Genomic DNA, 21,534 nt, shown 5'->3' with positions numbered 1-21,534 from the left:
TCACTGATCCAAGGCGTTGTCGATCGCCTTCACCGCGGCCTCCCAGCCCTCCTGGGCACTGCGGCCCTTCTGGTCGACCTGGAGCATGCCGATGTCCGCCAGATTCTGCGAGATCACCAGGTCCTTCGGACCCACCACCGTCACCGGCACCCCCTCCGCCGCCTTCGCGAAGATCTCGCCGATCGGGGCCCCGCCGAAGTATTCGTGCCGCGCCCCCGACACCGCCGGCAGCTTGTAGGACGCGCTCGCGCTCGGGAAGCTGCCCCGCTTCTCGAAGAGCTTCGCCTGCTGCGCCGGAGCCGTCAGCCAGGCCGCCAGCTTGGCCGCCTCCTCGGTGTGCTTGCCCGCCTTCGGGACCACCAGGAACGAACCGCCCCAGTTGCTCGGCTTCGGCGCCTGCGCCACGTCCCACTTGTCCTTGCCCGCCGGCCCCGCCTTGTCCTGGATGTAGCCGAGCATCCAGGCCGGGCAGGAGACCGTGGCGAAGGAGCCGTTGGCGAAGCCCTGGTCCCAGGCCGGGGTGAACTGCTGGAGCTTGGCGCTCAGCCCCTCGCCCGAGAAGGAGGCCGCCAGGTCGAAGGCCCCGCGCACCGCCGGGTTGCTCTTGTAGACGACCTTGCCCTGCTCGTCGTAGAACCGCTGCGCGCTGCTGCCCGTCACCGCCGCCATCACGCCCGAAGCGGAGTCCACGAAGGCCTTGCCCGCGCCCGCCTTCGCCTTGTAGGCCTTGCCCGTCTCCAGGTACTTGTTCCAGTCGCCCGCCCACAGCGCCCCGACCGCCGCGCGGTCGGTGGGCAGTCCGGCCGCCTCGAAGAGGTCCTTGCGGTAACAGATCCCCTGCGGCCCGATGTCGGTGCCGAGTCCGACCGTGGCCCCGCCCTTCGCCGTGCTCGCCGTGCCCTGCGCCCACTTCCACGGCAGGTACGCGGCCTTGTCCACGCCCGGCGCCTTGCCCAGGTCCACCAGCTTGTCGGCCTGGGTGGCGGTGATCTCGGCGATGTTGTTGACCTCGACGGCCTGGATGTCGGCGAGCCCGCTGCCCGTCCCCAGGTGGGTGAGGAGCTGGGGGTAGTAGTTCTCGTTCCGCTCGATCGAGGTCTGCTCGATGCGGATCCCGGGATTCTGCGCCATGTACTCGTCGTAGAGCCCGGCCTCCTGGAGGCCGAAGGCGCCGAAGACCCCGACGGTCAGGGTGGTCTTCGCCTTGTCGCCCGCCGGGGCGCCGCCTTGCGGTTTCTCGGTCGGATCCTGCGCGCACCCCGCGAGCAGCAGGGCCGCCGCTCCCACCGCGGTGACTGCCGTGGCAAGGGTTCTTCGGGCTCGGGCGTGGGCTCGCATGTGCATCCTCCCTGAGGGACGGAACGTGCCGGGTGTCGTGTGCCACACTGTGGGAGCGCTCCCACACTCGTCAAGGGGTAGATTCACACCTGGGAGGAATCCATGAAGGCGCACGGGGGCAGTAGGGGACGGCCGACCCTGGAAGAGGTCGCGGCGCGCGCGGGAGTGGGGCGCGGCACGGTCTCCCGGGTGATCAACGGCTCCTCCAAGGTCAGCGAGCACACCAGGAGCGCCGTCGAGGCGGCCGTCGTCGAGCTGGGCTACGTGCCCAACAGGGCGGCCCGTGCGCTGGCGGCGAACCGCACCGACGCCATCGCCCTCGTCATCCCCGAGCCGGAGGCCCGGTTCTTCGCCGAGCCGTACTTCTCGGAGGTGGTCCGCGGAGTCGGCTCGGCCCTCGCCGAGACCGAGGTGCAGCTCGTCCTCACCCTGGCCGGCAGCGACCGCGAGCGCCGCCGCCTCTCCCAGTACCTGTCGGGCCACCGCGTCGACGGGGTGCTCCTCGTCTCCGTCCACGCCGGGGACCCGCTGCCGGAGCTGCTGGCCGAGCTGGGCATCCCGACCGTGATCAGCGGCCGCCGCTCGGCCGCCGAGCCGCTGCCCTCGGTGGACTCCGACAACCTGGGTGGCGCGGCCGAGGCCGTGAGCCACCTCCTGGACCGGGGCCGCCGGGCGATCGCCACGATCACCGGCCCGCTGGACGTGTACGGGGCCCAGTGCCGCCTCGACGGCTACCGGCACGCCCTGGCCGCCACCGGGCACCGGGCCGACGAGGGCCTGATCGCGGTCGGCGACTTCACCGAGGAGGGCGGCCGCCGGGCCATGCGCGAGCTGCTGGAGCGACGTCCGGGGCTGGACGCCGTCTTCGCGGCCTCGGACGTCATGGCGGCGGGCGCCCGGCTGGAGCTGCGCGCGGCCGGCCGCCGGATCCCCGAGGACGTGGCGCTGGTGGGCTTCGACGACTCGGTGGTGGCCCGGCACATGGACCCGCCGCTGACCAGCGTCCGCCAGCCGATCGAGGAGATGGGCCGGACCATGGCGCGGGTACTGCTGGCCAGGATCGGCGGGGACGCCGGGGGAGGAGCGGCCGTCGTGCTGCCGAACCGGCTGGTCGTCCGGGAGTCCTCCTGAGCCCCTGCGGGTGGCCCGGAGAGCGGGAACGGCCGGGAACGGGAAGAGGGGTCCCGGTCCGCTTCCGCGGATCGGGACCCCTCTGCCGTGCAGGGTGAGTGACGGGACTTGAACCCGCGGCCACCTGGACCACAACCAGGTGCTCTACCAACTGAGCTACACCCACCATGTCCGGTCGGAGAACCGACCGGCCGAAGAAAAGGGTACAGGGTCCGGGAGGGTGCTCGCTCCCCCCTTGTCGCGCCCTCGGCTCCGGGTCGGCTATTCGGCGGGCTCGGCGGGCAGCACGTACTTGGCGGCGATGCTCCGGGCCGTGTCCGAGTCGGGCCCGGGCTGCGGCACGAAGACCGCCTCCCGGTAGTAGCGCAGCTCGGCGATGGATTCCCTGATGTCCGCCAGCGCCCGGTGGTTGCCGTTCTTCGGCGGGCTGTTGAAGTACGCCCGCGGGTACCAGCGGCGCGCCAGCTCCTTGACCGAGGACACGTCCACGATCCGGTAGTGCATGTAGCTCTCGAGCGCGGCCATGTCGCGCAGCAGGAATCCGCGGTCGGTGCCGACCGAGTTCCCGCACAGCGGAGCCTTGCGGGGCTCCTTCACGTGCTCCCGCACATAGGCCAGGACCTGTGCCTCGGCGTCGGCCAGGGTGGTCCCGTCGGCCAGCTCGTCGAGCAGGCCGGAGGAGGTGTGCATCTCGCGCACCACGTCGGGCATGGTCTCCAGGGCCGCGTCCGGCGGGCGGATCACGATGTCCACGCCTTCGCCGAGCACGTTGAGCTCCGAGTCGGTGACCAGTGCGGCCACCTCGATAAGTGCGTCGTCCGTCAACGAGAGCCCGGTCATCTCGCAGTCGATCCACACCATGCGATCGTTCATGTGTCCCACCTTATGCGGTCCCCTTGGGGCCGGACCGCATATGCGGAAGGTCCCCCGTCGGCGGTGACCGACGGAGGACCTCCCTTGCCGTACCCGTTGTGAGGGTTACGCGTGTTCGCGCAGCACCCGGCCCGGGGCGTACAGCTCCGTCACCGTCGGGCCCGCCGCGGCCAGGGCCGCCGCCGCCCGCTGGGGCTGCGGAGTGCGCTGGTGCGGGACCGGGCTCTCCGAGAGCTGGGACACCTGGGCCACGTCGGCCTGCGGCCTCCGTGCCCGATAGGCGGAGCGGTAGGCGGCCGGGGAGGACCCCAGCTGCCGCCGGAAGTGCCCGCGCAGGGCGACCGGTGAGCGGAACCCGCAGCGTCCGGCGACCTCGTCGACCGAGTAGTCGGAGGTCTCCAGCAGCCGCTGTGCCTGGAGCACCCGCTGGGTGATCAGCCACTGGAGCGGCGCACTGCCCGTCAGCGAGCGGAACCGGCGGTCGAAGGTGCGCCTGCTCATGTAGGCGCGGGCCGCCAGGGTCTCCACGTCGAACTGCTCGTGGAGGTGTTCCAGCGCCCAGGCGACGACCTCGGCCAGCGGGTCGGCGCCGATCTCCTCCGGCAGCGACCGGTCGAGATAGCGCTCCTGTCCGCCCGTCCGGCGCGGCGGGACGACGAGCCTGCGGGCCAGGGCCCCGGCCGCCTCGCTGCCGTGGTCCGTGCGCACGATGTGCAGGCACAGGTCGATTCCGGCCGCCGTGCCCGCGGACGTCAGCACGTCCCCGTCGTCGACGAACAGCTCGCGCGGATCGACGTGGACGGACGGATAGCGCTTGGCCAGCGTCGGCGCGTACATCCAGTGCGTCGTCGCGGGCCGGCCGTCCAGCAGACCGGCGGCGGCCAGCACGAAGGCCCCCGTGCACAGTCCGACGATCCGGGCCCCCTCCTCGTGCGCCAGACGCAGTGCGTCGAGCGCCTCGGGAGGCGGCGGTGAAGTGATGGAACGCCAGGCGGGCACGACGACCGTGCCTGCCCGGGCGATCGCCTCCAACCCGTACGGCGCGGTCAGTTCGAGTCCGCCGGTGGTCCGGAGCGGACCGTCCTCCCCGGCGCACACGAGCAATCGGTAGCGTGGAACTCCCGCGTCCTGCCGGTCAATGCCGAACACGGAGAGTGGAATGGAGCTCTCGAAAATCGGTCCGCCGCTGAAGAGCAGCACCGCGACGATCTCCCTGCGGCGACGCCCCGCGAGCTTCCGGCCGGCGTCTGCGACGACGGCGGTGGAATCCTGGCTCATGGCGCTAAGCCCCCCTTGGGTGTCGCGACTCCTTGGTCTGGTCGCACCTGCACGTTTCCCCTCGGCCTTGCACGTGGATCCCCCGCCGTAAATACATGATCGAATCTACTGCGTCCCGTGGTGTCGGCGTGACAAGTTCAGCACGCAGCGCTATGTCGACTTCTCAACTTGGCGAAAAGCATTCGATCAGGAAGCGTTCCGCTCCGCTACCCGCCGGGGAGGCGTCCCGTCCGCCCGTGGCCAGTACCCGTAGGGTCAAAGCGCCCTCCGCTGTCTGTCGTCGCTGGTGGTAGGGGGGTTGGGGGGACATTCCGGCAAGAGGGGCATCCTGCCGGGAAGTTGGCTGAAAACGTGCGGGTGTGGGTGTGCGAATGAGTCAGTCCTGCGGGGAGTGCGCCGCGCGCGGGGCGGAGCCGCCGCAGGCGCGATGTCCACCCGTCCCGCCGCGCGAGTGCCGGCCGCGCGGTGCGGCCGGCGGCTCCTGGGCCGGGACCCGCGCCATGGCCCGTTCCGCCCGCTCCGAGTAGCGCAGCAGCGCCCGGCAGGCGGCCGTCACGGCGACCAGGCCGAGCGTGGCCGCCGCCGCCCCGCCGAAGGAGGTCCCGTAGACGACGAGGACCACGGGGACGAGCAGGCAGCTGAAGGCGGCCCAGCGCACGACGTCACCCGCGGGGTCGTCGTGACGGCCTGCGGCGGGGTGCGCGGACGGGGGAAGGAGGGGCGGGTGGGAGGGGGCGTAGGGCGGGACGGTGTCGGCGTACTGGTGGACGGGCTGCGTCGGCTGAGCTGGCTGGACGGGGTGTACCGGATGGCCGGGCACGGCGTGCTCCCTGCGGGCTCTTCCTGGACGGTCTGTCCCGTGTCCAACGCCGTTCGGCCGGGCTCGGTCACTGCGCGCACGGGTGGCGCCCGGCCCGATCGTCACTGGCTGTAGGGGGCAGCGGACATTGCCAAGGCGCGCTCGCTCCGGCATGCTCCCTGGGACGCTCTCCAAGGGCGGCAAGCCCTGTGCAGGACAGGAGTGTCGCCGTACCCTGGTGGGTATGGGCTTGGGAAGATGCTTCCCGGACAGAGCTCCGTCACCCAGCGTCGCCGAATTTCGCCCCTGTTCCTTCCTCCAAGGACCTCTCCGCCGAGACACCCATGGCCGGTCACGAATTCTCCGAACCCGCGGACCGCAAGCGCAAACGCGTCGCCGACCCCGCGTCGGCCGCCGATCTGCGCGCGGTGGAACAGGCACGCCTCCCCTGCGACCCGGCCTTCCGGCACGGCGTCGTCGTGGGATTCGACGGCTCCACCTCCAGTGAGCGCGCGCTCGCGTACGCGATCGGCATGGCCCGCCGCTCCGGATCCGGCCTGATCATCGTCCATGTCGCCAACCGGCTGCCCACCACGGTCTGGGCCGGCTGCGAGCCTCCCGTCTTCGTCGACGTGCCGGACCACCGCACCGAGGTGCTCGGGCTGGAGCTCGCCTGCGCGGACTACTTGGCCGAAGTGCCATGGATCCTGGTGGAGCGCGGCGGTGACATCTGCCATGAGCTGGAGGAGGTCGGCCGGGAGTATTCGGCCGACGCCATCGTGGTCGGCTCCACCCACGGGATCGTGGGGCGGCTCTTCGGTTCGGTGGCGGGCCGCCTCGCCAAGCGCGCACAGCGACCCGTTGTTGTCATTCCGTGACCCTCCGTTAAGCCGATTGTGCGGTTGTGCCCCTGTGTAAAGGGTAGATAAATGCTGCTGGGACGCAGCAAACAACTGCAGATCGAAGGGAGCCCGCCGTGGACAACGGTGTCTCTGCGGGAAGCACGGCCTCGACTTCGACCCTCGGGCACATAGCCCTGGGTCTCACCCTTCTCGCATTCGGTATCGGCCACACCGGCATCATCTCCGGGGTGTCCGCCGCCGACTCCGCCTCGCTCGCGATGTACGTCGGCGGCGCGGCCCTCTTCCTCCTCGGGCTCCTCGAGTTCCGCGGCGGGAACGGGTTCAACGGCACCGCGTTCGCGGGCCTCGGCGTCTTCTGGTTCACCTGGGCCAAGGGAGCGGGGGCCTCGGTCTCCGAGGAGGCCGCCGGAACGTTTCTGGTCCTCTTCGCCCTGCTCGCCCTGACCCTCACGGTCGCCGCGGCGAGCGGTCCGTTCAGCCAGGGTGTCTACGCCCTGCTGACCCTGTCCCTCGTCCTGCTGGCCGTGGCCTCGTTCGCGGGGAGCGACGGGCTCGCCAAGGTGGGCGGCTGGGTCGCCGCCGTGTCCGGCCTGCTGGCCTGGTACGGAGCCACCGCGGCCCTGGCGCACTGGCCGATGGCCGTGGGCAGGGGCTCGCGCCGCGGTGCGGTCGCCGCGGGCTGAGCAACTGCGCGAAGACCCCCGTGCGCGGTGCGCACGGGGGTCTTCGCATGCCCGGGACGGACGGGCCTGACGACTACTCGACGGTGACCGACTTCGCCAGGTTGCGCGGCTTGTCGATGTCCCGGCCCATGGCCAGGGCCGTGTGGTACGCCAGCAGCTGGAGCGGGATGCCCATCAGGATCGGGTCCAGCTCGTCCTCGTTCTTCGGGACCACGATGGTGTGGTCCGCCTTCTCCTGCTCGCGGTGCGCGACCGCGAGGATCCGGCCGCTGCGGGCCTTGATCTCCTCGAGCGCGGCGCGGTTCTTCTCCAGCAGGTCGTCGTCCGGGACGATCGCGACGGTCGGCAGCGAGGGCTCGATCAGCGCGAGGGGACCGTGCTTGAGCTCGGAGGCCGGGTAGGCCTCGGCGTGGATGTAGGAGATCTCCTTCAGCTTGAGGGAGGCCTCCAGGGCCACCGGGTAGCCGCGCACCCGGCCGATGAACATCATCGACTTGGCCTCGGCGAACTCGGCCGCCAGCTTCTTGATGTCCTCTTCGCCGTCGAGGATCTCCTGGATCTGCGCGGGCAGCTTGCGCAGGCCCTCGATGATCCGCTTGCCGTCGGTGACCGAGAGGTCCCGGATGCGGCCCAGGTGCACGGCCAGCAGCGCGAAGGCCACGACCGTGTTGGTGAAGCACTTGGTGGAGACGACGCAGACCTCGGGGCCGGCGTGCACGTACACGCCGCCGTCCGCCTCGCGGGCGATGGCGGAGCCGACCACGTTGACCACGCCGAGGACGCGGGCGCCCTTGCGCTTGAGCTCCTGCACGGCCGCGAGCACGTCGTACGTCTCACCCGACTGGGAGACCGCGATGTAGAGGGTGTCGGGGTCCACGACCGGGTTGCGGTAGCGGAACTCGGAGGCCGGCTCGGCGTCCGCGGGGATGCGGGCCATGCCCTCGATGAGGCCGGCGCCGATCAGGCCGGCGTGGTACGAGGTGCCGCAGCCCAGGATCTTGACCCGGCGGATGCCGCGCGCCTCGCGCGGGTCCAGGTTCAGGCCGCCCAGGTGGACCGTGTTGAAGCGGTCGTCGATCCGGCCGCGCAGCACGCGGTCGACCGCGTCGGGCTGCTCGGAGATCTCCTTGTGCATGTAGGTGTCGTGACCGCCCATGTCGTAGGAGGCGGCCTCCCACTCCACGGTCTCCGGGGTGGCGGTCGTGGTCGCACCGCTGGTGGTGTAGGTGCGGAAGTCGTCGGCCTTCAGGGTGGCCATCTCGCCGTCGTCGAGGGTGACGACCTGGCGGGTGTGGGCGACCAGGGCGGCGACGTCGGAGGCGACGAACATCTCCTTCTCGCCGATGCCGAGGACGACCGGGGAGCCGTTGCGGGCGACGACGATGCGGTCGGCGAAGTCGGCGTGCATGACGGCGATGCCGTAGGTGCCCTCGATCGCCTTGACCGCCTCGCGCACCTTCTCCTCGAGGGAGTCGGCCAGGGAGCGGGCGATCAGGTGGACGATGACCTCGGTGTCGGTCTCCGAGACGAAGACGACGCCCTCGGCCTCGAGCTTGGCGCGCAGCTCGGAGGCGTTGTCGACGATGCCGTTGTGGACGACGGCGACCTTGTTCTCGGCGTCGAGGTGGGGGTGGGAGTTGATGTCACTCGGGGCGCCGTGCGTGGCCCAGCGGGTGTGGGCGATGCCGGTGGTGCCGGCGAAGCGCTTGGGGACGCGGGACTCCAGCTCGCGGACCCGGCCCTTGGCCTTGACGACCTTCAGGGCCGAGGCCTTCGGGCTGTTCACGACGATGCCCGCGGAGTCGTACCCGCGGTATTCGAGCCGCTGCAGGCCTTCCAGCAGCAGTGGTGCCACGTCACGCTTGCCGATGTAACCGACGATTCCGCACATACGGTTCTGCCCCTCCTGAAGTTCGGTACGTGTGCTCGGGTGGCTGGGTCCCAGCCGGGTCCGCCGCCGCGCGTCAGCCGTAGACGATGCGGCGCAGCTGCCGGAGCGAGAGCTCCGGAGGCGCCACGGCGCGGTGCGGCAGCTCGGCCGCGATCCGCTCGAAGATCTCCGCGTTGACCGCTCCGCCGGACTGCAGTTCCCGGTGGCGGCGGCGGACGAACTCCTCGGTCGTCTCGTCGAAGTACGCGAGCACGTCGAGCACCACCCGGGCGGCTTCACCCCGCTGCAGCGAGGTGCTGCGCACCAGGTGGTCGACGAGGTCGTCATGCGACGGGCGGCGATCGAGCACCCGTAGATACTGGCGGCTCAAAGCGTCGAACGCAAAGATCCTGCCCGATTTCGGGCAGGATCCTTCTGGTCTGGACCAGTGGAATGGATGGATCCGGTCAGAAGCGGCGCAAAACGGCCTGCTTGGCCGCCGTGAACTCCTCCGCCGTGAGGACGCCCGACTGGTGCAGCTCACCGAGCTCGCGCAAGCGGCGCAGCAGCGCGTCGTGGTCCGCCGCGGTCTCCTCCGCGGAGGCGGATACGGAGGCGGAGGCGGATCCCGGGCCCGGCGCCGCTGGCTGCCCGGCCGCTCCGGGGGTCAGGGCCATGGCGGGGGCAGCCTGCGCGGCCGCGGCCGCCGCAGGGTGGGGCATCCGGGCCGCGACCGCCGCCGCGACCAGGGCCATCAGCGGATCGTTCTTGAAACCGAAGAGCTCCACCGTGTACGGGTCGTACTTGGGCGAGGCGGGCGCCGCCGTGCCCGCCGGGAGGAAGCGCAGCCAGCCGCTCGCCAGCCCCTTCGACGGGGACCACTCCACCGACCGCAGGTCCGCCACCCGGAATTCCCGCGTCCCGCCCGACCGCTTGGCCTCCTCGGCCGTCCAGTTCCACTCCAGGGACACCCGGTCCCCGTCGAAGCCCACCGTCCCGTCGCCCGCGCCCGCCGTGATCGGCACCGGGGGACCCGGCAGCAGGTACGCGAGGGTCGGGCCGGTCTCCACCTGCTCCAGCAGGAGCGCGCTGCGCACCTCGTCCACGAAGTACTCCGCCACGCCCGTCCGGTCCGTCTCCACGGTCAGCCGGTACGGGTCGGAGGCGTCCGGCAGCCGCCCGCCCGTCACCTGGAGCAGCGGGTCGGCGCCGTCGCGCAGGCGCAGCCGCAACCGTCCCGCCTTGCGTCCGGGTTCGAAGCTGATCCCGGCCACCGCGCGCAGCGGTACGGCGACTTCGCCCAGCGTCTGGCGCAGCAGGCCCACCCCCTTGTCGCGGCCGGGCACGATGCGCACCGTGTCCCCGTCGAAGGTCCAAGTACCGTCCTTCTGGATGATTTCCGCCATCCGTCGATTCTCGCACCGGCCGTCGGGGCCTACTTGGCCTATACCTGAGCCATGAGAGTCCTGCGACGCACGCTCGGAACCCTCCTCGTCCTCTCCGTTCTCGGCACGGCCGTGTCCTGCACCGCCGCCCGGGGCGACGACGCCAGACCCGGCGACGACGCCCCCGCCGCCCTGACCCCCTTCGAACGGCTGCTGCCGGCGCCCCTCTCCGCACGCGCCGAAGGCCCCGGCTACTCCTTCGGGGCGGGCACGGTCATCCGCACGGGCCGGCCCGACGAGGAGGTCCGGCGGGTCGGCGAGCTCCTCGCGGAGCAGCTGCGCGGCCCCAGCGGGCTGCCGCTGCCGGTGGTCGACGGGGCCGGCGGGGACGGGATCCGGCTGCGGATCGACGAAGAGGCCGAGGGGGTCGGGGACGAGGGGTACCTGCTGGATTCCGGACCGGCCGGGATCACCCTCACCGCGCGGACCCCGGCCGGGCTCTTCCACGCCGGGCAGACGCTGCGGCAGCTCGTACCGGTGTCCGGGCCCGGGACGGTGCCCGGCGGGAGGGTCTCCGACCGGCCGCGCTTCGCGTACCGGGGCGCGATGATCGACATCGCGCGGCACTTCTTCACGGTGGAGCAGGTGAAGAGATACGTGGACCAGCTCGCGCAGTACAAGGTCAACACCCTGCACGTGCACCTGACCGACGACCAGGGGTGGCGCCTGGCGATCGACTCCTGGCCGCGGCTGGCGGAGTACGGGGGCGCCAGCGAGGTCGGCGGCGGGCCCGGCGGGCACTGGACGAAGGACGAGTACCGGGAGCTCGTCGCGTACGCGGGGGAGCGGTACGTGGAAGTGGTCCCGGAGATCGACATGCCGGGGCACACGAACGCCGCGCTCGCCTCGTACGCGGAGCTGAACTGCGACGGGAAGGCCCCGGAGCGGTACACCGGGACCAAGGTGGGCTTCAGCTCGCTGTGCGTGGCCAAGGAGCGGACGTACGAGTTCGTCGACCAGGTGCTCGGCGAGCTGGCGGAGCTGACGCCGGGCCGCTACCTGCACATCGGCGGCGACGAGGCGCACTCCACGCCCGCGGCGGACTACGCCGCGTTCATGGACCGGGCGCAGGCGGTGGTGGGCCGGCACGGGAAGACGGTCGTCGGCTGGCACCAGCTGGCGGCGGCGCGGCCGGCGGAGGGGGCGGTGCTGCAGTACTGGGGGCACGACCGGACGTCCGCCGCGGAGAAGGCCGGGGTCGTGGCGGCCGCGAAGGCCGGGCACCCGGTGATCCTGTCGCCGGCGGACCGGCTGTACCTGGACATGAAGTACGAGGCGGCGACCAAGCCGGGGCTGTCGTGGGCCGGGCTCGTCCCGGTGCGGAGGTCCTACTCCTGGAACCCGGGGAGCTATCTGGCCGGGGTGCCGGAGTCGGCCGTCCTGGGGGTGGAGGCGCCGCTGTGGACGGAGACGATCGCCACGCGGGCGGACTGGGAGCTGATGGCCTTTCCGCGGGTGCTGGGCCTCGCGGAGCTCGGCTGGTCGCCGGCCGCCGCCCTTGACTGGGCGTCGTACAGTCTGCGCCTGGCGGCGCAGGGGCCGCGCATGGATGCGCAGGGCATCGCGTACTACCGGGCGCCGGACGTGCCGTGGTCCTAGCGGCGCGACGCCGCTGCCGGGGGCTCCGCCTCCGGGCCCCCGCGCCTCAAACGCCGGGGGGCTGAAAAATGCCGGGGCGGAGCCCCGAGGGACGGGCGGGCAGCCGAGGGACCGTATCGGCTGCCCGCCCGGGCCGGTTACCGCCGTGCGGCGAACGGCGCGACGGGGTTCTTCAGGGTGCCGATCAGCTGGAGCGCGGCGGACGGGTCGGCGAGGTCGACCATCTGCTTGTTGTTGCGCAGCTGGAGGCGGTTCAGGCAGGACAGCTGGAACTCCTCGGCGAACAGGTCGTAGCGCTCGAAGCGCTCCGACAGGGCCGGCACGGAGTCCTGGTACTCGTGGGCGCAGTCCGCGACCGCCCGCCAGAAGGTCTCCTCCTCGCAGATGCCTTCCGTCGCCAGGATCGGGCCCAGGAAGCGGAAGAAGCAGTCGAAGACGTCCGTGAAGATCGACAGCAGCTTCATGTCCTCCGGGATGTCCGCCCGGACCCGCTCGACCGCGGGCGGCAGCACCGCGTCCGGGTCCATGACCACGATCTCCTCGGCGATGTCCTTGAAGATCGCCCGCTTCACCACGCCGCCCTCGATGACGAGGATGGTGTTCTCGCCGTGCGGCATGTACGCGAGGTCGTACTGGTAGAAGCAGTGCAGCAGCGGGACCAGGTAGGCGCGCAGGTACGAGCGCAGCCACTCGGCGGGGGTGAGGCCCGACTCCTCGATGAGGGCGCCGACGAAGGACCTGCCCTCGGCGTCGACGTGGAGGAGCGAGGCCATGGTGGCCAGGCGCTCGTCGCCCTGGAGGGAGTTCACCGGGGACTCGCGCCAGAGGGCGGCCAGCATCTTGCGGTACGGGGAGTACCGGTCGGTGGCGCGCTCGTACTGGCGGTGGTGGTAGCCGATCGCCGCGCGCTCGCGGATGATCGAGAAGTCGACGGACCGCAGCACCGGGTCCGCCCCGATCAGCTGGTGGAGCCAGTCGTTGATGGCCGGGGTGGCCTCCATGTACGCGGCCGACAGGCCCCGCATGAAGCCCATGTTCAGCACCGAGATCGCCGTCTTGACGTAGTGCTTCTCGGGGGCGCTGGTGTTGAAGAAGGTGCGGATCGACTGCTGCGCCAGGTAGGCGTCCGTGCCCTCGCCCAGCAGGACCAGGCGGCGGTTGGCGATCTCGGCGGCGAAGGTGATGGTGGTCTTGTTCCACCACTGCCAGGGGTGGACCGGGAACAGGTGGTAGTCCGCCAGGTCCAGGCCGAGGTCGGCCATCTTCGCGGAGAAGGCCGCGATCGTCTCCTCGCCCAGCTCGTCGCGCATGAACGAGTCGTGGTCCAGGCCCGCGCCCGCCGTGAAGGTGGAGACGTCCTTGCGGGCCGCCACCCACACCAGGTGGACCGGGCTCGCGGCCTCCGGGGCGTACGAGAGGTACTCGTGCACGCCGAAGCCGAGGCGGCCGTTGTTCGCGACGAAGCAGGGGTGGCCCTCGGTCATGCCGGTCTCGATGTCCTGGAAGGAGGACTTCGCGAGGACGGCGGAGGAGATCTGCGGCTTCGTGTACTTGAACCCCGAGCCGGCCAGGGTGGAGGAGATCTCCTCCAGGTAGACGGGCAGGACCTCGGCGCTGAGGCCGAGGGACTCCTGGAGCTCGATGTGGAAGTCGAGGGCGTCCAGCGCGAGCTCGGCGCCGTCCTGGAGGCGGATGATCGACGCCTCGTCCACCGACCAGTGGTTCAGGGCGTGCCGGGTGGCCGCGAAGCGGTACTCCACCGAGGAGTCGTCGCTCAGGACCGAGTAGAGGCCGCAGTCCAGGAGCTCGGGGGTCAGCAGGCGCTCGTGGGAGAACTCGGCGAGGGCCTTGCGGACCAGGGCGCGGTTGGCGCGGGCCCACAGCTCGGGGGAGAGGTGGGAGACGGCGTCGGCGAGGCTCATATGGAGAGCTCCTTCGTGAGACCGGTGGCCGCCGCGAACTGCTCGCGGGTGCAGAAGCTGAGGAGGGCTTCCTTCTCCGGCTTCTGGACCGGGCGGTCGGGCACGAAGCCGACGGCCTCGTTCAGGGCGTGGACGGCGGTGTTGCGGACGTCGGGCTCGACCACGACGCGCTTGGCCTCGGGGTCGGCGAACACGGCGGCCATGACGGTGGTGATGACCGCGCGGGTGAAGCCGTGCAGCGGCCGGTCGCTCGGAGCCACGAGGAAGTGCATGCCGACGTCGCCGGGCTGGGCGTCGTACAGGCCGACGAGCTCCAGGCGGGCCGGGTCGTACGTCTCCATCAGGAAGGCCGGGCGGCCCTCGTGCAGGCCGATGAACGCCTGGTGGTGCTCATGGGCCGCGATCCTCATGTACTCGCGCTCGACGTCGGGCAGCGAGGCGTCCTGCATCATCCAGAACGAGGCCTTGGGGTGCGTGACCCAGCCGTGCAGGAGCTCCGCGTCGGCGAAGGGGTCCAGCGGGCGGATCGCGAAGGTGCCGAGAGCCGCGTCGTTGCGCGTGTACAGGATCTCGGCGGTGGAGCCGGTGGTGCTCATGCGTGCATGCCTTCCGGGGCTGCGAACTGCTGGAACGCGATGGACTTCTCGACCTTGTAGTACTCGCGGCCGAGGAGCTCACTGACGATATAGGCGTTGCGGTACGCGGCCATGCCCAGGTCGGGGGAGGTCAGGGAGTGGTTGTGGGTCGTGCCGTTCTGCAGGTACACCCCGCGGCCCGTGGTGTCGACGCTGTAGTTGCGGGCGGCGTCGAGGCGGCCGCGGCCGTCGAAGTTCAGCCGGTCGCGCACCGGGGCGAGGAACTCCGGGACCCGGTACTTGTAGCCGGTGGCCAGGACCAGGCCCTCGGAGGCGAGGGTGAAGTCCCGCTCCTGCTCCTCCTGGCGCAGCCCCAGGGTGTAGGTGCCCGTGGTGGTGTCGTACGCCGCGCTGTTCAGCGAGGTGTTGGTCAGCAGGGTGGTCGGCACCTGGCCCGGCATGGTGATCTTCTTCTGGTAGAGCAGGTCGAAGATGGCGTTGATCAGATCGCCGTCGATGCCCTTGAAGAGGTTCTTCTGCTGGGTCTCGAGCCGGTAGCGGGTGTCCTCGGGGAGGGCGTGGAAGTAGTCCACGTACTCGGGGGAGGTCATCTCCAGCGTCAGCTTCGTGTACTCCAGCGGGAAGAAGCGCGGGGAGCGCGTGACCCAGTTGAGCTGGTAGCCGTGCACGTCGATCTCGGCGAGGAGGTCGTAGTAGATCTCCGCGGCGCTCTGGCCGGAGCCGACCAGGGTGATCGACTTCTTCTTCTGCAGCTCCGCCTTGTGTCGCATGTACGCGGAGTTGTGCAGGAAGTCGCCGCCGAGGCCGGCGCAGGCCTCCGGGACGAACGGCGGGGTGCCGGTGCCCAGGACCAGGCGGCGGGCCAGGTGGGTCTCGCCCTTGTCGGTGCGGACCTCGTAGAGGCCGGCCTGCTCGTCGTAGCCGACCTCGGTGACGGAGGTGGAGTACAGGACGTTGTCGAGCCGGTCGGCTGCCCAGCGGCAGTAGTCGTTGTACTCGGCCCGCAGCGGGTAGAAGTTCTCCCGGATGTAGAAGGAGTACAGCCGGTCCTGGTCCTTCAGGTAGTTCAGGAAGGAGAAGGGCGAGGTCGGGTCGGCGAGGGTCACCAGGTCCGACATGAACGGCGTCTGCAGGTGCGCGCCGTCCAGGAACATGCCGGCGTGCCACTCGAAGTGCGGCTTCGACTCGATGAACAGGCCGTCGAGCTCGTCGATCGGGGCGGTCAGGCAGGCGAGTCCCAGGTTGAAGGGACCGAGGCCGATGCCGATGAAGTCGTGGGGCTTAACGGTGGACGGCAAGGGATTCTCCCAGGAACTGCGCGGCGTGTGCGGCAAGAAGGTCGAGTACGGCCCTGATGTCGGCCGTCGTGGTCTGCGGGTTGAGGAGGGTGAACTTCAGGTACTGGTCCCCGTCCACCTTGGTTCCGGCCACGACGGCCTCGCCCGAGGCGAACAGGGCCTTGCGGGCGTGCAGGTTGGCCTCGTCCACGAGTTCTGCGGGAACGTCGCCCTCGGGGACGTAGCGGAAGACCAGGGTGGAGAGCTGGGGCTTGACGACGACCTCGAAGCGTGGGTCGGCGTCGATGATGTCCCAGCCCGCGGCGGCCAGGTCGATGACCTCGTCGAACAGGGAGCCGACACCGTCGGCGCCCATGACGCGCAGGGTCATCCAGAGCTTGAGCGCGTCGAAGCGGCGCGTGGTCTGGATGGACTTGTCGACCTGGTTGGGGATGCGCTCCTCGGCCATGCGGCGCGGGTTGAGGTAGTCCGCGTGGTACGTGGCGTGCTTGAGGGTGTCGCGGTCGCGGACCAGCATGGCGCTGGAACTGACGGGCTGGAAGAACGACTTGTGGTAGTCGACGGTGACCGAGTCGGCGCGCTCGATGCCGTCGAGGAGGTGCCGGCGGGTGGGGGAGGCCAGCAGTCCGCAGCCGTAGGCGGCGTCCACGTGCATCCACGAGGAGTGCTCGTCGGCGAGGCGGGCGATCTCGGGGAGCGGGTCGATGGACCCGAAGTCGGTGGTGCCGGCGGTGGCGACCACGGCCATCGGGAACAGGCCCTCGGCGGCGCACTCCTCGAGCTCCAGGGCGAGCACCGAGGTGTCCATGCGGCGGTTGCGGTCGACCGGGACGGCGATGACGGCCTCGTAGCCGAGTCCGAGCATGGCGGCCGACTTCTTCACGCTGAAGTGGCTGGCCTCGGAGGTGAAGATGCGCAGCTTCGGGAGGAGTTCGCCCTTGGTGAGCTGGCGGCCCGCGTCCAGCTCCTTCTTCATGACGATGCGGCAGGCCTCGTCGCGGGCGAGCAGCAGCGCGTGGAAGTTGGACTGGCTGCCGCCGGAGGTGAAGATGCCGTCCGCGGCGGGGCCGAGGCCGATGCGCTGCGCGGTCCAGTCGACGAGGCGGCGCTCGATGAGCGTGCCGCCGATGGACTGGTCCCAGGTGTCGAGGGAGGAGTTGACGGCCGCGAGGACCGCCTCGCCGAGCACCGCCGGGATGACGACCGGGCAGTTGAGGTGGCCGAGGTAGCGCGGGTGGTGGAAGTACACCGCGTCGCGCAGGTAGACGTCCTCCAGCTCGTCCAGGACGGCTGCCGCGTCTCCGAGCGGCCGGTCCAGGTCGATCCCGTTGATGACCGGGGCGAGTTCGTCGACGGATATACCGGTGTGGGGCCGCTCGGTGGTCGCGAGTTTGGCGGCGACGCGTGCGACGCCCTCGGTGACGGAGCGCCGGTAGAGGTCCGCGGTCGTCTCGTTCAGCAGATGCGAGCGCATCAACTTTCCTCCGGGCAGGGGGAGAAGGGGAGGGTGGGGTGTGTGGGGCTTAGGTTAGCCTAACCTAAACTAATAAGCCAAATGAGGAGGGGCCCTGGCCGGAAGCCAGGGCCCCTCTCAACTTCCGTACCGGACAAGGGATCTGACTAGAGCTCGGACGCGGAATCCTCGCTCGGGGCCTGGCCCGCGTACGCCTCGGCGAGGAGCTGCTCCTCGCTCGCGCCGAGCCGCCAGTAGCCGGTGAAACGCACCGAGCGGCGGTCGACGGATCGTTCCTGCACGAAGTGGCGGCGCGTGGCGCGCACCGTGCCGGCCTCCCCCGCCAGCCACACGTACGGGGCTTCGGCGGCGAGCGGCCCGGCCGCGCGCAACACGCTCAGCACCTGCTCCGTGCGCTCCCGGCCGTCGTCCTCGCGGACGATCCAGGCGATGTCCGCCCCGGCGGGCGTCGACAGCGTGAGCCGGTCGTCCTCGTGCGGGACCTCGAACCAGGCCCGGACCCGGGTCCCGGCCGGCAGCCGCTCCAGGATCGCGGCGGCGGCCGGCAGGGCGGTCTCGTCCGCGTACATCCAGACCGCGTCGGCCCCGGCCGGCGGCTGGAACCGTACCGACTTGTTCTCGGCGACGGCGGGGCCGATCGCCAGGATCCGGCGGCCGGTCACCGCCCGGCCCGCCCAGTGGGAGGCGGGGCTCGCGTCCCCGTGCAGGACGAAGTCGATGTCGACCTCGTCCACGCCCCCGTCCGTACGGCGCTGTTCGCGCACCGTGTAGGAGCGCATCACCGGCCGCTCCTCGTCGGGCATCCCGCGCCAGGCGGCGAACCAGGTGTCCGCGTCCGTGGACGGGAGGACGGTGTGCTCCCGTCCGGGCGGCGGCAGGAAGAGCGACAGGCTCTGGTCGAAGCCGCCCGAGCGGAAGTCCGCGAGGGACTCACCGCCGAACGTCACCCGCAGGAAGGAGTGGCCGAGCCGGCGCGTGCGCAGCACGTCCAGTGCGAAGAACCGGAAGTGCAGGGCGGCCGGGACGTCGGACGCGGTGACGGTCATACGGAGAGTCCCCCCTGGGATTCAGCCGGAAGGAAGGGCGGTCAGCCGACCTTCTTGGCGTTCTGGATGGCCTTCGCGAGGTCCTCGAGGATCACGGCGCACTTGTCGTACGAGTAGATCGGCTCGGTGACGCGCGGGGTGATCTGGCCGGCCTTGACGGCGGGCAGCTCGGCCCAGGTGGCCTTCGCCTTCAGGTCCTCCGGCTGCAGGGTGCCGGTGCGGTTGTCGAGGAAGACGACGTCGGCCTTGTACTTGCCGGCGTTCTCCCAGCTGAGGGACTCGAAGAAGCCGCCCTCGTCCAGCTTCTCCGGGGTGACGAACTCGACGCCGAGGGACTTGAAGTACTTCAGGTCGGCCGAGGTGTCCGGGGTGGAGACGTAGAACAGGTCGGCGGAGCCGGAGCCGACGAGCACCTTGATGCCCGGGTTGGCCTTGGTGGCCTCGCGGACCTTCGCGGCGGCCGCCTCGAAGCGGGCCTTGGCGTCGACGGCCTTCTTGTCGTTCATGTCGGCGCCGAGGGACTTGGCGAGCTCGGCGGTGCGCTCCAGGGCCTTGTCCAGGGTGGCGTCGCCGCCCACGGAGATCGCGGCGGCGGGGGCCAGCTGCAGGATCTTGTCCTTGGAGGCCTCGGGCACGTACCAGTAGCTGCCGTCCCACGTGTTGGTGACGAGCAGGTCGGGCTGGAGGGCGGCGTACTTCTCGACGTTGAACTCGTCGTAGACGTTGCCGATGATCTCGACCTTGGAAATGTCCATCGAGCCGGCCTGGACGTCGGGCTTGCCGTCGGCGGTCTTGGTCGGGCCGAAGACGCCCTTGACCGGTACGCCGTAGTCGTACAGCGCGGCGGCGGTGCCCGTGAAGGCGACGATGTTCTTCGGCTTGGCCTTGGTGCTGACGTCCTTGCCGAGGTCGTCCTTGAAGGTCCAGGGGCCCGACGCCGCGGCGCCCTTGTCCGCGCCGCCGTCGCCCTTCGAGTCGGTGCCACCGCACGCCGCGAGAGCCGCGACGAGGCCCAGGGCGCCGCCGGCCGCTATGAAACCGCGGCGGGTGAAGGAGGAGGTACGGGACTTGGGCATGTCGGTGTCCGATTTCGTGCGTGCCGGGCGGCGCCTGAGCCGTTCGGTGGGAAGGTTAGCCTAACCTTGGCCGAAAACGGTAAGGGGGTCCTAAGTTTTTTCAGGACCCCCGACACACCGGCGTACCGCGTGCCGTCCCGCCTCCGGTGCCGCGGCTAGGCGGAGAAGCCGAGTTCGCGCGCGATGAGCATGCGCTGGACCTCGCTGGTGCCCTCGCCGATCTCCAGGATCTTCGAGTCCCGCCACATGCGCGCCACCGGGTACTCGTTCATGAACCCGTAGCCGCCGTGGATCTGCGTGGCGTCCCGGGCGTTGTCCACGGCCACCGTGGAGGAGTACAGCTTGGCGATCGCCGCCTCCTTCTTGAACGGCTCCCCGGCCACCAGCCGGGAAGCGGCGTCGCGCCAGCCGATGCGGGCCATGTGGGCGCGCATCTCCATGTCCGCCAGCTTGAACTGGATGGCCTGGTTGTCGCCGATCGCCTTGCCGAAGGCGTGCCGCTCCCTCGCGTACTTCACCGACTCGTCCACACAGCCCTGGGCCAGGCCCGTCGCCAGCGCGGAGATGGCGATCCGGCCCTCGTCCAGGATCCGCAGGAACTGCGCGTAGCCGCGGCCCTCTTCGCCGACCAGGTTGGCGAGCGGCACCCGTACGCCGTCGAAGGACAGCTCGCGGGTGTCCGAGGCGTTCCAGCCGACCTTGGAGTACGGGGCGGCGACGGTGAAGCCAGGCGTGCCGGACGGGACGATGATCGAGGAGATCTCCGGGCGGCCGTCCGCCTTGCGGCCCGTCACGGCGGTGACGGTGACCAGGCCGGTGATGTCCGTACCGGAGTTGGTGATGAAGCACTTGGATCCGTTGACGACCCACTCGTCGCCGTCACGGACGGCCGTGGTGCGGGTGCCGCCGGCGTCGCTGCCGGCGCCCGGCTCGGTCAGCCCGAAGGCGCCCAGGACCTCGCCGGAGCACATCTTCGGCAGCCACTCCCGCTTCTGCTCCTCGGTCCCGAACAGGTAGAGGGGCATGGCGCCCAGGGAGACGCCTGCCTCCAGGGTGATGGCGACCGAGGAGTCGACGCGGGCCAGCTCCTCCAGGGCGATGCCGAGGGCGAGGTAGTCGCCGCCCATGCCGCCGTACTCCTCGGGGAAGGGCAGGCCGAACAGGCCCATGCGGCCCATCTCGGCGACGATCTCGTACGGGAACTCGTGCCGCTCGTACAGGTCGCCGATCTTCGGCGCGACCACGTCGTGCGCGAACGCCTCGACGGTGCGGCGGAGTTCCTCGTGCTCGGGGGTGAGCCGGTGGTCGAGGGGCATGTCTTCGTTACTCCTTGTGGGAGAGGGCGCGGACGGTACGGGAGGGGCTGGGGCGGCCCAGCCGTTCGGCCATCCACACGCTCGTGGCGGTGAGGGCGGCCAGATCGACACCGGTCTCGATGCCGAGGCCGTCGAGCATCCACACCAGGTCCTCGGTGGCGAGGTTGCCGGTGGCGCTCTTCGCGTACGGGCATCCGCCGAGGCCGCCGGCGGAGGCGTCGACCGTGGTCACGCCGTGCTGGAGCGCGGCGAGGGTGTTGGACAGGGCCTGGCCGTAGGTGTCGTGGAAGTGCACGCCGACGCGGTCGACGGGCACGCCTTCCGCGCCCAGCTCGCCCAGCAGGGCCTGGACGTGGCCGGGCGTGGCGACGCCGATGGTGTCGCCGAGGCTCAGCTCGTCACAGCCGAGGTCGAGCAGGGCCTTGGCGACGCGGACCACCTGGTGGACGGGGACCGCGCCCTCCCAGGGGTCGCCGAAGCACATCGACAGGTAGCCGCGGACGTGCGCCCCGCCCTCCTTGGCGCGGGCCACGACGGGCTCGAACATGGCGAGGGACTCGGCGACGGTGCGGTTGAGGTTGCGCGAGGCGAAGGTCTCGGTGGCCGACCCGAACACGGCGATACGGGTGGCACCGAGCGCCAGGGCCCGGTCGAGGCCGCGTTCGTTGGGCACGAGCACGGGCAGCGCCGCGTCGACGTCGCCGAGCAGCGGGAAGAGCTGCTCGGCGTCGGCGAGCTGCGGAACCCACTTCGGGTGCACGAAGCTGGTGGCCTCGACCGTGGTGAGCCCGGCGGCGGCCAGCCGGTGGATGAACTCGGCCTTCACCTCGGTGGGGACGGCCGTCTTCTCGTTCTGCAGCCCGTCACGGGCGCCGACCTCGTGGATCCGGACCCGGGCCGGCAGGCCGGGCGCCGGGACGGTCATGG

19 protein-coding genes and 1 tRNA gene are annotated in these 21,534 nt (G+C 70.8%); 4 read left to right on the top strand and 16 right to left on the bottom strand.

Translation table 11 applies throughout. The annotated features are described in order from the left end of the window. Positions 1 to 1,338, bottom strand: coding sequence for an ABC transporter substrate-binding protein (locus BGK67_RS13815; RefSeq protein WP_069920380.1), 1,338 nt, complete (start codon positions 1,336 to 1,338; stop codon positions 1 to 3). A gap of 102 nt (positions 1,339 to 1,440) precedes the next feature. Here BGK67_RS13815 and BGK67_RS13810 point away from each other — a divergent pair, with 102 nt between their 5' ends. Next, entirely contained in the window at positions 1,441 to 2,469 is a 1,029-nt protein-coding gene (locus BGK67_RS13810) for a LacI family DNA-binding transcriptional regulator (protein WP_079154166.1), read from the top strand. 93 nt (positions 2,470 to 2,562) lie between these two features. Here BGK67_RS13810 and BGK67_RS13805 read toward each other — a convergent pair. The 4 genes from BGK67_RS13805 to BGK67_RS13790 form a co-directional block, all read right to left on the bottom strand. Next, a tRNA-His gene (locus BGK67_RS13805) sits at positions 2,563 to 2,635 on the bottom strand. A gap of 95 nt (positions 2,636 to 2,730) precedes the next feature. Continuing rightward, positions 2,731 to 3,342 (bottom strand): oligoribonuclease, encoded by a 612-nt coding sequence (gene orn, locus BGK67_RS13800; RefSeq protein WP_069920378.1) that lies wholly within the window; start codon positions 3,340 to 3,342, stop codon positions 2,731 to 2,733. Positions 3,343 to 3,447: 105 nt separating this feature from the next. Continuing rightward, positions 3,448 to 4,620: a helix-turn-helix domain-containing protein gene (locus tag BGK67_RS13795; RefSeq protein ID WP_069920377.1), complete on the bottom strand. Its 1,173-nt coding sequence runs from the start codon at positions 4,618 to 4,620 to the stop codon at positions 3,448 to 3,450. A gap of 376 nt (positions 4,621 to 4,996) precedes the next feature. Then, a complete protein-coding gene (locus BGK67_RS13790; RefSeq protein ID WP_069920376.1) occupies positions 4,997 to 5,440 on the bottom strand; it encodes a hypothetical protein in 444 nt (147 codons plus the stop codon). 323 nt (positions 5,441 to 5,763) lie between these two features. On the opposite strand from BGK67_RS13790, the gene BGK67_RS13785 reads away from it, so the two are divergent. Together BGK67_RS13785 and BGK67_RS13780 are read left to right on the top strand one after the other, a co-directional pair. Further along, complete coding sequence (locus tag BGK67_RS13785; RefSeq protein WP_069920375.1) at positions 5,764 to 6,297, top strand: universal stress protein; 534 nt, start codon at positions 5,764 to 5,766, stop codon at positions 6,295 to 6,297. 98 nt (positions 6,298 to 6,395) lie between these two features. Beyond that, positions 6,396 to 6,965 (top strand): acetate uptake transporter, encoded by a 570-nt coding sequence (locus tag BGK67_RS13780; protein ID WP_069920374.1) that lies wholly within the window; start codon positions 6,396 to 6,398, stop codon positions 6,963 to 6,965. A 73-nt stretch (positions 6,966 to 7,038) separates the two neighbouring features. On the opposite strand, the gene glmS is transcribed toward BGK67_RS13780, so the two are convergent. The 3 genes from glmS to BGK67_RS13765 all read right to left on the bottom strand — a co-directional run bounded on the left by glmS (position 7,039) and on the right by BGK67_RS13765 (position 10,241). Beyond that, positions 7,039 to 8,856 (bottom strand): glutamine--fructose-6-phosphate transaminase (isomerizing), encoded by a 1,818-nt coding sequence (gene glmS, locus BGK67_RS13775; RefSeq protein WP_069920373.1) that lies wholly within the window; start codon positions 8,854 to 8,856, stop codon positions 7,039 to 7,041. A 73-nt stretch (positions 8,857 to 8,929) separates the two neighbouring features. Further along, positions 8,930 to 9,205: a hypothetical protein gene (locus tag BGK67_RS13770; RefSeq protein WP_069920372.1), complete on the bottom strand. Its 276-nt coding sequence runs from the start codon at positions 9,203 to 9,205 to the stop codon at positions 8,930 to 8,932. Positions 9,206 to 9,302: 97 nt separating this feature from the next. Next, positions 9,303 to 10,241: a DUF4429 domain-containing protein gene (locus tag BGK67_RS13765; protein WP_069920371.1), complete on the bottom strand. Its 939-nt coding sequence runs from the start codon at positions 10,239 to 10,241 to the stop codon at positions 9,303 to 9,305. A 51-nt stretch (positions 10,242 to 10,292) separates the two neighbouring features. On the opposite strand from BGK67_RS13765, the gene BGK67_RS13760 reads away from it, so the two are divergent. Further along, positions 10,293 to 11,879, top strand: a complete 1,587-nt coding sequence (locus BGK67_RS13760; protein WP_069920370.1) for a beta-N-acetylhexosaminidase — start codon at positions 10,293 to 10,295, stop codon at positions 11,877 to 11,879. Positions 11,880 to 12,016: 137 nt separating this feature from the next. Here BGK67_RS13760 and BGK67_RS13755 read toward each other — a convergent pair whose 3' ends face one another. The 8 genes from BGK67_RS13755 to BGK67_RS13720 all read right to left on the bottom strand — a co-directional run bounded on the left by BGK67_RS13755 (position 12,017) and on the right by BGK67_RS13720 (position 21,532). After that, complete coding sequence (locus tag BGK67_RS13755) at positions 12,017 to 13,801, bottom strand: IucA/IucC family protein (RefSeq protein ID WP_069920369.1); 1,785 nt, start codon at positions 13,799 to 13,801, stop codon at positions 12,017 to 12,019. After that, positions 13,798 to 14,397: a GNAT family N-acetyltransferase gene (locus tag BGK67_RS13750; RefSeq protein WP_069920368.1), complete on the bottom strand. Its 600-nt coding sequence runs from the start codon at positions 14,395 to 14,397 to the stop codon at positions 13,798 to 13,800. Before BGK67_RS13750 ends, BGK67_RS13755 begins: the two co-directional genes overlap by 4 nt. Next, on the bottom strand, positions 14,394 to 15,695 hold the full coding sequence (locus BGK67_RS13745; protein WP_069920367.1) for a lysine N(6)-hydroxylase/L-ornithine N(5)-oxygenase family protein: 1,302 nt from the start codon (positions 15,693 to 15,695) through the stop codon (positions 14,394 to 14,396). The genes BGK67_RS13750 and BGK67_RS13745 overlap by 4 nt, the downstream gene beginning before the upstream one ends. Next, entirely contained in the window at positions 15,679 to 17,169 is a 1,491-nt protein-coding gene (locus tag BGK67_RS13740; protein WP_069920366.1) for a pyridoxal phosphate-dependent decarboxylase family protein, read from the bottom strand. Before BGK67_RS13740 ends, BGK67_RS13745 begins: the two co-directional genes overlap by 17 nt. Before the next feature lie 146 nt (positions 17,170 to 17,315). After that, positions 17,316 to 18,215: a siderophore-interacting protein gene (locus BGK67_RS13735; RefSeq protein WP_069920365.1), complete on the bottom strand. Its 900-nt coding sequence runs from the start codon at positions 18,213 to 18,215 to the stop codon at positions 17,316 to 17,318. 41 nt (positions 18,216 to 18,256) lie between these two features. Further along, positions 18,257 to 19,291 (bottom strand): ABC transporter substrate-binding protein, encoded by a 1,035-nt coding sequence (locus BGK67_RS13730; protein WP_069920364.1) that lies wholly within the window; start codon positions 19,289 to 19,291, stop codon positions 18,257 to 18,259. 155 nt (positions 19,292 to 19,446) lie between these two features. Beyond that, positions 19,447 to 20,607 (bottom strand): acyl-CoA dehydrogenase family protein, encoded by a 1,161-nt coding sequence (locus BGK67_RS13725; RefSeq protein ID WP_069920363.1) that lies wholly within the window; start codon positions 20,605 to 20,607, stop codon positions 19,447 to 19,449. A 7-nt stretch (positions 20,608 to 20,614) separates the two neighbouring features. Next, entirely contained in the window at positions 20,615 to 21,532 is a 918-nt protein-coding gene (locus BGK67_RS13720) for a hydroxymethylglutaryl-CoA lyase (RefSeq protein WP_069923838.1), read from the bottom strand. Positions 21,533 to 21,534 lie beyond the last annotated feature (2 nt).

The organism is Streptomyces subrutilus (genome assembly GCF_001746425.1).
GTDB classification, from domain to species: Bacteria; Actinomycetota; Actinomycetes; order Streptomycetales; family Streptomycetaceae; genus Streptomyces; species Streptomyces subrutilus_A.
Note: the sequence above shows the minus strand (reverse complement) of the source record. Positions and strands in the feature narration are given on the sequence as shown.

What these genes read in the sequence shown, in the direction of transcription:
- BGK67_RS13785 (WP_069920375.1), top strand. Translation starts at nt 5,764, where the DNA reads ATGGCCGGTCACGAATTCTCCGAACCCGCGGACCGCAAGCGCAAACGC.
- BGK67_RS13795 (WP_069920377.1), bottom strand. Translation starts at nt 4,620, where the DNA reads ATGAGCCAGGATTCCACCGCCGTCGTCGCAGACGCCGGCCGGAAGCTC.
- orn (WP_069920378.1), bottom strand. Translation starts at nt 3,342, where the DNA reads ATGAACGATCGCATGGTGTGGATCGACTGCGAGATGACCGGGCTCTCG.
- BGK67_RS13810 (WP_079154166.1), top strand. Translation starts at nt 1,441, where the DNA reads ATGAAGGCGCACGGGGGCAGTAGGGGACGGCCGACCCTGGAAGAGGTC.
- BGK67_RS13755 (WP_069920369.1), bottom strand. Translation starts at nt 13,801, where the DNA reads ATGAGCCTCGCCGACGCCGTCTCCCACCTCTCCCCCGAGCTGTGGGCC.
- BGK67_RS13730 (WP_069920364.1), bottom strand. Translation starts at nt 19,291, where the DNA reads ATGCCCAAGTCCCGTACCTCCTCCTTCACCCGCCGCGGTTTCATAGCG.
- BGK67_RS13725 (WP_069920363.1), bottom strand. Translation starts at nt 20,607, where the DNA reads ATGCCCCTCGACCACCGGCTCACCCCCGAGCACGAGGAACTCCGCCGC.
- glmS (WP_069920373.1), bottom strand. Translation starts at nt 8,856, where the DNA reads ATGTGCGGAATCGTCGGTTACATCGGCAAGCGTGACGTGGCACCACTG.
- BGK67_RS13720 (WP_069923838.1), bottom strand. Translation starts at nt 21,532, where the DNA reads ATGACCGTCCCGGCGCCCGGCCTGCCGGCCCGGGTCCGGATCCACGAG.
- BGK67_RS13815 (WP_069920380.1), bottom strand. Translation starts at nt 1,338, where the DNA reads ATGCGAGCCCACGCCCGAGCCCGAAGAACCCTTGCCACGGCAGTCACC.
- BGK67_RS13760 (WP_069920370.1), top strand. Translation starts at nt 10,293, where the DNA reads ATGAGAGTCCTGCGACGCACGCTCGGAACCCTCCTCGTCCTCTCCGTT.
- BGK67_RS13735 (WP_069920365.1), bottom strand. Translation starts at nt 18,215, where the DNA reads ATGACCGTCACCGCGTCCGACGTCCCGGCCGCCCTGCACTTCCGGTTC.
- BGK67_RS13765 (WP_069920371.1), bottom strand. Translation starts at nt 10,241, where the DNA reads ATGGCGGAAATCATCCAGAAGGACGGTACTTGGACCTTCGACGGGGAC.
- BGK67_RS13750 (WP_069920368.1), bottom strand. Translation starts at nt 14,397, where the DNA reads ATGAGCACCACCGGCTCCACCGCCGAGATCCTGTACACGCGCAACGAC.
- BGK67_RS13740 (WP_069920366.1), bottom strand. Translation starts at nt 17,169, where the DNA reads ATGCGCTCGCATCTGCTGAACGAGACGACCGCGGACCTCTACCGGCGC.